Origin of the sequence: Cetobacterium sp., assembly GCF_048470075.1 — a bacterium.
Lineage (GTDB): Bacteria > Fusobacteriota > Fusobacteriia > Fusobacteriales > Fusobacteriaceae > Cetobacterium_A.
Genome location: NZ_DBGBQB010000263.1, coordinates 1 through 10,605, shown reverse-complemented (window position 1 = coordinate 10,605; position 10,605 = coordinate 1). Strand labels below are relative to the sequence as shown.

The window sequence follows — 10,605 nt, the reverse complement described above, 5'->3', positions numbered from 1 at the left end:
TTCCAGTATCTCTGATAAAATAGATTTAAAAACTTATAAATTAGGTGAAAACCCAGAATTGGAAAGAGATATATCTTTGAATTTCTCTCCAACTATCGCAATTTTAGATTCTAGTAATAAGTTTAGAGGAGTTAAATTCTCTGGTCTACCAAGTGGACATGAGTTAAATTCATTTATTTTAGCTCTATATAATATCGCTGGTCCTGGACAGGAGTTAAGTGAAAATATCAAAAATAAAATAAAAGGTATCAACAGAAAAACAACTCTTAAGATTGCTGTTTCACTATCTTGTTCCCTTTGTCCAGAAGTGGTTATAGGAGCACAGAGATTGGCTATTGAAAATCCAAATATCGAGGCTGAAATGATTGATATCTTCGAATTTCCAGAGTTAAAAAATAAATATAATATCATGGGAGTTCCCGCTTTAATTATAGATGATAGTGATGTATCATTTGGAAAGCAAACCATAGAGGATATTATTGAAAAGCTAAAGTAAGAAATAGCAGCTCACATTTTTTGTGAGCTGCTATTCTTTTTTTTATAAAATACTCATAAAATATTTTTTTGCATTATCAAAATCCTCATCATTTGGATGATTACTCGCATTTTCAATTCTAGCTAATCTCTCTGGTGTCAATGGATGAATCAATTTAAGTGGGAATTTCCCCATCTTTTCAACCAGTTTTTCTGAAATTTTACCCAAAGATAAAAATCCTCCAATCAATCTATTTTTCTTATTGCATAACTCTGCAACTCTATTATAAACTTTCTTGCCATGATCTGAGTTTGGCTCCGCACCTAAAGTTCCAAAAAATGCCACATCTTTATTTTCAATATTTCCAATTAGTTTTCTAATACGTGAATCAGCAACACCTTTATCCACCCAAAATCCAAGAATAACTCTGTCATATCTATCCAGTGTTTTAATGTCAAACTCCTCCACTGAATATATATCTTTTTCACCCTCTAATATTTCAAAAATTGCCTCTCCAACCTTTTTAGTATTTCCAGTTAATGATGAATAGATTAAAACTGTTTTCTTCATTTTCCCTCCCTATATACTAATTTTTAATATATGTATCAACTAAAAGTGCCGATATATTATTTCCCCAAAAAATACCCTTTTTAGTATATCTATATCTATCTTTTTCCAAATATATATACCCCTTTTTTTCCAACTCTGTCAAAGTTTTATATATCTCACTATATTTTTCTCCCACAATACTCTTCAAGTCACTTAAATCTACATATTCATACTGAGAAAGCCCCGATATTAACTTCATTTTCATCATTCTATCTGAATCCTCTGAATAAAATGTCACCAATTTATTTAAGTGATATAGCTCTATATTTTGAACTCTACCACCAGCGCCAATTCCAATGGGAATTAAATCTTTTAGTTGATGCACATTTTTAATATATCTATATGAATCTGTTCCCTTAGTTAACTTAGTGTGCTCCAATACAGTGTAACCACTTTCAAGTAAATGGTTCAAAAAAGCATCATGTAACTCTTTATCCTTTTCAAGTTTATAATTAAAAGTTCTCTCTCCTGTGTTTAAATCTTTAGAAATTTCAGACCCATCATGTATCATTAAAGAGTAAAAACTTACACTGTCCGGAGATATCTCTTCCACTATTTTAGCATCCTCAACTACCTCTTCCAAACTTTGGTCCAAATAGTTATATATAATATCCATACAGACTAATCCTTGAAATCTATCTTTGATCTCTTTTAACCTATTCTTTATAAACTCCTGCTCATATGTTCTATTTAGTAGTTTTCTACCTCTATTTGAAAATGTTTGAATCCCTATACTCAGCCTGTTTACTCCATATTTTTTCATAATCTCTAGTTTTTCCCAAGTCAAATTATGTAACGTTGTTTCAAAGGTAAATTCATAGTCCTCTCCAAGAGGAAATACCTCTCTTAAATTGGATAAAACCCTTTCAAGTTGATGTGGTTTTAGAATTGTTGGAGTTCCCCCTCCAAAAAATATCACTGAAAATCTTTTTTTCTGTACATAAGGTTTATCTCTATACCTATCAATCTCCTTTATTAGAAATTTTGTATAGTCCTCTAAATCATTATCTAATTGTTTTCTATTCATATTGCAGAATGAACAAATTTTATCACAAAATGGAACATGAACATATATCCCTCCATCTAAATCTTGTGGTTCTTTTTCCATCATTCTCCAATATGTAGTTGGTAATTTTAATTTTCTCTTATTTTTTGATAAAATTACATCTTTCACATCATGGTGTGATTTATACCTTATTTCAAACATTTTCCCACTCCTAAAATTATTTATTCTGAAAAGATTTGACTTTCAAATTAATTGATATTATAATTATAGTGATTTATTTGAAATTTGTCAATTTAAATTATGGGAGGTATTAATTTTATGAAAAAAATATTTTTATTTCTCTGGATTGTTACTAGTTTGGCAATAGCTCAAGAACAAAGTATCAATCTTGAAGAAAGTATCATCACCTCTACAACTGGTTTTCAAGAAAAACTAAATAAAGAAAATAAAAATGTTACTATTATCTCTAAAGAAACTTTAGAAAAGAAAGAGTATAAAAATGTTGAAGAAGTTCTTAGAGATTCACCCAATGTAGTGATACAGGATACTTATTTTGGACCAATTATTGACCTGAGGGGAAATGGAGAGCGTGCAATCTCTAGAGTTAAAGTTTTAGTTGATGGAATATCTATTAATCCCATTGACGAATCTATGGGAACTTTACCTATAAATACTATACCTGTCTATTCCATTGAAAGAATTGAACTTATTCCAGGGGGTGGAGCTGTATTAAATGGTTCTGGTACTGCTGGTGGCGTTGTTAACATAATTACAAAAGCCACTGAAAGAAAGGACTATTTTACTCTAAATTATGGTAATTTTTCCTATAATACAAATAAAACAGCTTTTAGTTCTGGATATAATATAACCGATAAACTATATGTAAATACTGGATACTCATATTTAAGTGGACATGGTTATAGAGACGGAGATAAAAGAGAAAATGGAAGTTTCACTGGAGGATTTGACTATAAATTGAGTCCCAATCAACGAATCCATTTTCAAGGAACTAAATTTAGAGGTAATGATGATACATCTACCCCAGCTTTAAAAACAGATTTAGACAAAAATAGAAAAATCTCTGGTTTTCCAGTAGAAAGTCATAGTGATAGAGAGAGTTATTCCCTTGATTATGAGTTAAAGGTCAATGATCAGTTTACATTTTTAACAACTTTATATGATCAGCGATATAGAAGAAACTTTGTTGAAACCTCTACCATGGACTATAGAATGGAGAAAATTGGTTCAATGCCTTTTAATCTAATTGGATATGATTTACCAGCTAAAATGGACGGTAGATTTGATGAGAAATCAAAGGGTATTAAGACCAAAGGAAAGTATGTATATGACAATGGGGAGTTTATTCTAGGATATGACTACAATAAAACAAAATTAAAAAGGGTGAGCTATGTATCCACTGCTGGTCAATTTTACCCTTTAATTGCGAATAAACCTATGCTTAATATGGGTATAAACAGCAAAATTAATATAGATATTTTCAATGATATCTATAAAGAAACCAATGCTATTTATGGATTAAACAAATATAAATTAAATGAAAAATTAAATCTAATTACTGGACTAAGATATGAACACTCAGACTTTGGAGGAGATAGAGTAAGTAAAACTAATATTGTTGCTTTTCCAATGCCGACTATAAAGACTTCCAAATCTATTAAAGATAGTAGAAGCTCCGATAACTTTGCCGGAGAGTTGGGATTAAACTATTCCTATAGCGATACAGGAACTATTTTTACTAGATATGAAAGAGGATTTATCTCTCCTCTACCAGGTCAAATAACAAATAAAACTAAAAATTTAGAGTATACAAGCAATAATTTAAAATCGGAAACTTCTGATAATTTTGAAATTGGAATTAGAGATTTTATAGATAATACCTATGTCTCTTGGAGCATATTTACAACTTTTACAGATGATGAGATAACTTTAATTCAAGGAAATGTACATAATCCAGCTACTAAGTGGTGGTCATATGAGAATCTCTCCAAAACAAGAAGAGTTGGAACTGAGCTTTTCAGTGAACAATACTTTTCTAAATTAACTTTAAGTGAGGGTATCACATACACTAATACAAAAATAACTAGTGGAGTGTTTAAAGGTGAAAAGGTTCCTCTAGCTCCAGAGGGAAAATTGACTCTAAAGGCTACTTATCAATTTACAGATAGATTCAGTAGTGGTCTATCTTTTAACTATATAGGAAAATCAACAGTTAGAGAGTTTGATCAAAATAACAGTATCTTTACTACTAAGATATCTGGATATCATTTTACAGATCTCTTTCTTCAATATAAAATCAATGATTACTTCGCTCTAAGTGGAGGTATCAACAATATATTTAATGAGCATTATAACTATTCAGAAACTAAAGACAGTGCTATTCCTGCTCCTGAAAGAAACTATTATTTGGCTGGAACTATATCACTTTAAAAAAAGGGGTTCTAATGAACCCCTTTTTCTATTTAATAAATAGCTCTATTTTTTTAATATGACATTGATATATTCATTTTGATTTTTCATTTCTAAAATATCAAAATCAGTAAATCCAACTAAGTCAACTAGCTCCTTTTCAGTGAAACATGTGTGCCATCTACCCTCTTTAAAATAGTCCTGTTCCCCTATTCTAAAAGAGAGATACAACAATCCCCTCTCAACTAAAACTTGATAAAATTTATTTAAAACATAGTACAAATCTAGACGATCCAAGTGCAAAAGAGTATCTAAAGCCCAAATTCCAATATATCTCTCCTTATCTTTTAAACCTCTCATAAGTTTAACTACACTCTCTCTAGCAATACCTTCATATCTTTCACCCTCATTCTGAGAATCCAGTTTCAAATGTTCTAGACTATGTCCTCTCTCTAAAAAAAGGTTGTTTACACTCTCCTCTTTGGGTTTTAATGTTAAAATTTTACCGTGTTTTAATAGCTTTTTTTCAAAATTATTTACATCAATCAATTTGTTACTCGTCCCATCATATAAACGACCTCCTTATTTTTAACTCTCCCTATTTTTATATACAATTTTATCGTAATTTTTCCTTGCTCTTCAACTTAAATTCTATATTTTTTTCAATTAAATTTGTATTATTATGCTTCAAAACATAGGAATTAAGGTTAAAAATAAAATTATTTAAAAATTTAAAGGAATTTAATCTATGCCAAAGTATTTTATCTAAAGGTACAAAATAATTTTCTAAAGAAAAATAGTGTTTAATTTTTACCAAACTTATTCTATTTTCTCACTAATACTAAAAGGTAGGAGGCTTCTTATGATTGAAAAAAAAGAATTAGGTTTATTTGGGCTCATTGGAATAGTGATTGGTTCAGTTATAGGTGGTGGTATTTTTAATATTTCTAAAGAGATTGCAAAGACCTCATCCATTGGTGCTGCTCTAATTGGTTGGAGCATATCCGCTTCAGGTGTATTTTTTATAATTAAAGTTTATCAAACTCTACTTTTAAAAAAAAGTGACTTAAATAATGGAATCTATGAATATGCTCGTGTGGGATTTGGACCTTTAGCTGGATTTTTTTCAGCTTGGGGATATTGGGTAGCTTGTGTGGTTAGTAATGCTAGTTATCCTGTTCTTATTGTTCAAACCCTCAGTTATTTTTTCCCATCTATTGTAGGGGTAAAAACTCCTCAAGGTTTTGCTCTAGGAACTCTACTACTCTGGATTATCTCCTACATTGTTATGCGTGGAATTAAAACTTATAATTTTTTTAATTTTTTGGCCACTTTAGGTAAAGTCTCAGCCATTATCATGTCCATATGTTTCCTATTTTTTTTCTTTAAATATGATATTTTTACAAATGATTTTTGGGGAAAACTAACTTATAAAGGGGATATTTTCACTCAAATTAAAGGGTGTATGCTTCAAACTCTATGGGCTTTAATAGGGGTTGAAGGTGCTGTTGTTATCTCTGGAAGAGCAAAAAATAAAAATGATGTCAGTAGAGCCACATTTATAGGTTATTTTATAGCACTTTTTTTATATATTTTAATTGTTACTCTCAGTTATGGTATCCTTCCAGCTGATAAACTTGCAACTTTAAAAGACCCCGCTTTAGCATATATTTTAGAATCTGTCATTGGAAAATGGGGATCTATTTTTATAAATATATCGGTTTTAATCTCCATTTTTGGAGCGTGGATCACATGGACAATTATAGCCGCAGAGATTCCCTATAACATATCCAATGACAATCTTTTTCCAAGTTTTTTTAAAAAATTAAATAGTCATGGGGCTGCTGGAAATGCACTGATTTTTAATGCTTTTATTAAGCAAATTGCTTTTGTATTATCCCTTTTTTCAAGTAACGTATATCTTATAATAACAAACTCTGCAGCAGCTTTAATGCTTCTTCCATATATTTTTTCCATTCTTTTTCTTCTAAAAATCTCCTCTTTTAAAGATGAAAAGATACATATTTTATATGGCATTTTAGCCATTATCTATTGTTTTTGGATGGTCTATGCAGCTGGTAAAAACTATATGGTTCAAACTCTAGCTATATACCTAATTGGCTTCCCTTTCTATCTATATAAAAAAAAGTCCTCTGCTATATAGCAGAGGATAATTTTTCATTTTTTCTTATTATATCTTCATCTAGATTGGAGATATTATCCATAATATTTACTTTTAATGTACCTGTTCCTATAAAATTTTTCTCAGCTAACTCTCCAGCTATTCCCATAGCCAATACTCCAGCTACTGCACTCACAACTGGACTGTTTCCTCCACCTAAAAATGAACCTATTAAAGAGGATATCATACACCCAGTTCCTGTAACTAATCCCATTATCTTATGCCCGTTATTTAATTTAAAAACAGTTTTTTCATCCCCTATATAGTCCACTTCCCCTGTTATAGCTATCACTGTATCAAATTTTTTTGACGCTAATCTAACTAGCTCCTCTCCACTGTCATTACCTTCCAAAGAGTCCACTCCTCTACTTAGAGATTCCATATCTAAAATAGCTTTTATCTCGGCCATATTTCCCTTTATAACTGAGAACTTTACCTCTTTTAACAGCGATTTTATAAGATTTTTTCTAGCCTTTGTAGCTCCAACACCAACGGGATCTAAAACGACTGGTTTTCCTAACCTATTGGCAATCTTTCCAACTTCAATTGCCATCTCTTTCATACTTTTGTCCATAGTTCCTATATTTAAAACCACACTTGATGAAAATTTAGTTATCTCCTCTATCTCCTCAATGCAAAAAGACATTAAAGGTGAACCTCCAATAGCTAGAGTTATATTAGCACAATCATTTATAGTTACCATATTTGTTAGATGATAAACTAAAGGTGTTTTATCTTTTACAGTTTTTAAAGCTGAAACTACGCTCTCTATCATCTCTTTATCTATAATTTTTTTACTCAAAATCAACACCTGCCTTTTTATAAAGATCAATAAAGTGTCCCACAGGTCCAACTCCCTCTCCTATGGAAAATGAATTTTTTATGGCCTGAGTTATATACTCTTTCCCCAATCTCACCGATTCCTCCACAGAGTATCCCTTTCCTATATAAGAGGCTATTGTTGATGAAAGAGTGCACCCTGTTCCATGTGTATTTTTTGTTTCAAATCTTTCTCCTAAAAACTTTATCACTTCATCTTTATCTGTTAAAAGAATATCTGTACAATTGTCCTCTCTATGTCCACCTTTCATTAAGACATTCTTCGCTCCCAAAGTTTTAATCTTTTTAGCTGCTAAAATCATATCCTCTTCATTTTCTATTTTCATATTGGCTAAAATTTCCGCCTCTGGAATATTTGGAGTCACTAGAGTTCCTATTTTTAAAAACTCTTTTAATGCCTCTATAGCCTCCTCTTTTAAAAGATAGTACCCACTTTTTGAAACCATCACTGGGTCTATAACTATATTTTTTGCATTGACATCTTTTAAAGTTTCATAAACAACTTTTATTATATCACTACTGGATAACATCCCTATTTTTACCGCATCTATATCTATATCCTCATATAAAACTTCTATCTGTTTTTTTATAATATCTAAATCAATCTCTTGAACTGCAAAAACTCCCTTGGTATTCTGTGCTGTAATCGCCGTTATAACACTCATCCCATATACACCTTGAGCACTCATAGCCTTTAAATCAGCTTGAATTCCAGCTCCACCACATGAGTCAGATCCAGCTATAGTTAAAACTTTTTTCATCTTTACCTCCTAGAATCTTTGTATAAAAAAAGCTATCCCCAAATAGGGATAGCTCAATTATAAATTATAGTTAGATGTTTAACTAAAAAATACTCTATTTTGCTACTTCCCTACGCTAGAATTAACTAGATCAGGTTCAAAGGGTCAGTTATAAACTTCTCAGCCAATAGGCTCCCCTAGTAAACTTTTTTTATTCTTTTAAACACAATATACTATATTCTACTACCATTGTCAACCATAGCCATCTCTTTTAACTTAGTTTTATATGAAAGGATTCTTTTTTCCCAACCTCTTCCATATAGCTCCCAACTGGTTAAGCTTTTATAGTAGTTTATTCTTTCCTCTGTTATTAAATCTATAAACTTCTCATGATCTTGAACTGAGTTTATAACTGCAATTGTTCTACTTCCCAAGACTCCATCTACAACTATATTTTCTGATGGTCTGTATCTCTTTAAGGCTCTTTGCGTTATAACTGCTCCAGCATTATATCCACCGTTAAAAAATATATCAAATATCATCATCTGCGAATATGAATGCTTAATCTCATTTAATCGATACTCTGTCAGTAAATGTTCAGCTATCTCTCTAGCCTGATCCTCTGTAAGAGTTTTTATCTCATAATTCTTATTAAATTTTTTATTATACTCAATCAATAAAAAATTTCTTATTCCATATTTAGAAAGCTCTTTTTGTGTTTTAACAAGTTTATCCCCCTCATGAGATAATACTTCACTTATAATAATCTCTCTGATTTTTGTATCCTCGTATCCAAATGTGACTGTAGAATACAATAACGTAATTAAAATTACAAATTTTTCTAGCATACTTTGATTAGTTTCCTCCCTGTATATTTAAATAGTTTAATAACTTTTTAAAAACAGGATATATTATATCATAATTTTGACTAATTTTATAGAGTTTCTGCTACTTTTTGAACTTTTTCTTTAAAATCAGTGATATCTTTAATCACTTTTTTAGAGTCCACAGTTTTAATCTGCTTATCTTCTACTATCAGTTTTCCATTTACTATTACTGTATCCACATTACTTGCATTAGCTGAATAAACTAAAGCTGAATATGGATCATATATTGGGTTCATATTTACAGATTTTGTCTCTACTATTACCACATCTGCCAATTTACCAACCTCTAAACTTCCTAACTCGTCCTCTCTATGTATAGCCTTTGCTCCTCCAATAGTTGCCATTTCAACAGCTTTTTTTGGTGGTAATGCAGACCTATCTTTTGTGTCCAGTTTATGAAGTTTTGCCACATATCCCATCTGACTAATTATATCCAGTGTATTTCCACTCATAGGACCATCTGTTCCAAGACCAACTCTCAATCCCATATCATGCATTTTTAAGGCTGGTGAAATTCCTTTAGCTGATTTGATATTGGCAACCATATTATGAGCTATTCCAACATCTCTTTTTTTCATTAACTCTATATCACTATCCGTTATAAAGATATTGTGAGCAGCTATAAATCTCTCATTTAATAACCCTAAAGAATCCAAGTATTCAACTGGTGTCATTTTATACTCTTTTTTTATTCTATCAAACTCACCATCAGTTTCAGCCACATGCATTGAAACTGGTACATTATATTTTTTTGAAAGCTCCTTTATTTTTAATAACTCATCCTTTGTTACAGTATGAGGACCATGAGGCCCAAATCCAGGAGTTATTAACTCATCATTTTTATATTTTTCAACAAAAGCGATAGCTCTATTTAAAGTTTCTCCTTTTTCCTTTCCATCTGCTGTTGGATATTTAATTATATTTTGAGTCATAATTCCTCTAAGTCCAACCTCTTTAACGGCTTCTGCAGCATTCTCTTCAAATAGGTACATATCCACCATAGTAGTTACTCCACCTAAAGCCATCTCCATAGCCCCATGTTTAGCTCCTATGTATGACATCTCTGGACTTACCATCTGATTTTCTAAAGGAAAAATATATCTATTCAACCTATCTGGTACATCATCTGCTAAAGATCTAAATACTGTCATCGATGCATGTGTATGAGTATTTATCATTCCAGGCATAATAATTCCATCTTCAGCATCTATAACTTTATTTGCACTATATTTTTTTAATAGATCTTCATTTCCTACTGAGATTATCTTGTTATTTTTTATAACTATAACTCCATTCTCTATAATCTCTCTTTTTTCATTCATTGTTAAAAGAGTACCATTTTTTATTATTATATTAGCTTGCTCTTTTTTTTCAACTAAAGCGCTACAACCAACTACAAATAAACTTCCCAATAATAATACACCTTTTAAATATTTTTT

10 protein-coding genes and 1 riboswitch are annotated in these 10,605 nt (G+C 30.9%); of the genes, 3 read left to right on the top strand and 7 right to left on the bottom strand.

Features of this window, described 5'->3' with window-relative positions; translation table 11 throughout:
* The coding region (locus ACMOUI_RS09560) for a thioredoxin family protein (RefSeq protein ID WP_418965473.1) at positions 1 to 496 on the top strand (496 nt) is incomplete at its 5' end.
* A gap of 42 nt (positions 497 to 538) precedes the next feature.
* On the opposite strand, the gene ACMOUI_RS09555 is transcribed toward ACMOUI_RS09560, so the two are convergent.
* Entirely contained in the window at positions 539 to 1,045 is a 507-nt protein-coding gene (locus ACMOUI_RS09555; RefSeq protein WP_418965472.1) for a flavodoxin family protein, read from the bottom strand.
* 16 nt (positions 1,046 to 1,061) lie between these two features.
* Complete coding sequence (locus ACMOUI_RS09550) at positions 1,062 to 2,291, bottom strand: coproporphyrinogen-III oxidase family protein (RefSeq protein ID WP_418965471.1); 1,230 nt, start codon at positions 2,289 to 2,291, stop codon at positions 1,062 to 1,064.
* 117 nt (positions 2,292 to 2,408) lie between these two features.
* Here ACMOUI_RS09550 and ACMOUI_RS09545 point away from each other — a divergent pair, with 117 nt between their 5' ends.
* Complete coding sequence (locus tag ACMOUI_RS09545) at positions 2,409 to 4,538, top strand: TonB-dependent receptor (protein ID WP_418965470.1); 2,130 nt, start codon at positions 2,409 to 2,411, stop codon at positions 4,536 to 4,538.
* A 45-nt stretch (positions 4,539 to 4,583) separates the two neighbouring features.
* Here the strand turns inward: ACMOUI_RS09545 and ACMOUI_RS09540 are convergent, their stop codons facing one another.
* Positions 4,584 to 5,066: a hypothetical protein gene (locus ACMOUI_RS09540; RefSeq protein WP_418965469.1), complete on the bottom strand. Its 483-nt coding sequence runs from the start codon at positions 5,064 to 5,066 to the stop codon at positions 4,584 to 4,586.
* A 313-nt stretch (positions 5,067 to 5,379) separates the two neighbouring features.
* Between ACMOUI_RS09540 and ACMOUI_RS09535 the strand changes: the two genes are divergently transcribed.
* Positions 5,380 to 6,681 (top strand): basic amino acid/polyamine antiporter, encoded by a 1,302-nt coding sequence (locus ACMOUI_RS09535; protein ID WP_418965468.1) that lies wholly within the window; start codon positions 5,380 to 5,382, stop codon positions 6,679 to 6,681.
* Here the strand turns inward: ACMOUI_RS09535 and thiM are convergent.
* From thiM to ACMOUI_RS09515, 4 genes are all read right to left on the bottom strand, one after another.
* The gene (gene thiM / locus ACMOUI_RS09530; RefSeq protein ID WP_418965467.1) at positions 6,674 to 7,501 is read right to left on the bottom strand and encodes a hydroxyethylthiazole kinase; all 828 of its coding nucleotides are present in this window, start codon (positions 7,499 to 7,501) and stop codon (positions 6,674 to 6,676) included. The genes ACMOUI_RS09535 and thiM overlap by 8 nt on opposite strands.
* Complete coding sequence (thiD, locus tag ACMOUI_RS09525) at positions 7,494 to 8,300, bottom strand: bifunctional hydroxymethylpyrimidine kinase/phosphomethylpyrimidine kinase (RefSeq protein ID WP_418965466.1); 807 nt, start codon at positions 8,298 to 8,300, stop codon at positions 7,494 to 7,496. The genes thiM and thiD overlap by 8 nt, the downstream gene beginning before the upstream one ends.
* A gap of 90 nt (positions 8,301 to 8,390) precedes the next feature.
* Positions 8,391 to 8,488: riboswitch (TPP riboswitch) on the bottom strand.
* Positions 8,489 to 8,512: 24 nt separating this feature from the next.
* Entirely contained in the window at positions 8,513 to 9,127 is a 615-nt protein-coding gene (locus tag ACMOUI_RS09520; RefSeq protein WP_418965465.1) for a hypothetical protein, read from the bottom strand.
* A gap of 86 nt (positions 9,128 to 9,213) precedes the next feature.
* Positions 9,214 to 10,605, bottom strand: a 1,392-nt coding sequence (locus tag ACMOUI_RS09515) for an amidohydrolase (protein ID WP_418965464.1), incomplete at its 5' end; no start/stop codon positions are given.